This window comes from Leifsonia sp. 2TAF2, assembly GCF_052115085.1.
Taxonomy (GTDB): domain Bacteria; phylum Actinomycetota; class Actinomycetes; order Actinomycetales; family Microbacteriaceae; genus Leifsonia.
In genome coordinates this window covers 1-324 of record NZ_JBFRFY010000010.1, presented here as the reverse complement: position 1 = coordinate 324, position 324 = coordinate 1, and the positions used below count along the sequence as shown (strand labels likewise).

Here is a 324-nt window from a genome sequence, read left to right as displayed (position 1 = left end):
GTCGTCGTAGTTGATCGAGGGGTCCATCGCCGCGTTCAGCAGGTCACCGACGGTGCCGCCGGTGGCGGACAGGGAGGCGAACTCCAGCTTCGGGGTGGTCAAAAAGTCGTACCACCACCACGGCCGCGGGATCGCGTTCACGATCGTCCCCAACGTCAGTTGCGGCGGAATGGAGAACCCGTTCCGTTTGTCCCGCAACCGGGCCCCGGCGATCGGGGTGTCCACCGTGAAGAACAACGTGTCGAACCCCGCCGCCGCAGCCCGCTCCACCAGGCTGTAACTGATCTCCCGCTGCCGCATCACATACAACTGGAACCAGTTCCG

1 protein-coding gene is annotated in these 324 nt (G+C 64.8%); it reads right to left on the bottom strand.

Annotated features, from left to right (window positions below; all coding sequences use genetic code 11):
- On the bottom strand, positions 1-324 hold a 324-nt coding region (locus tag AB4Z18_RS19400), incomplete at both ends, for an alpha-hydroxy-acid oxidizing protein (protein WP_441784410.1).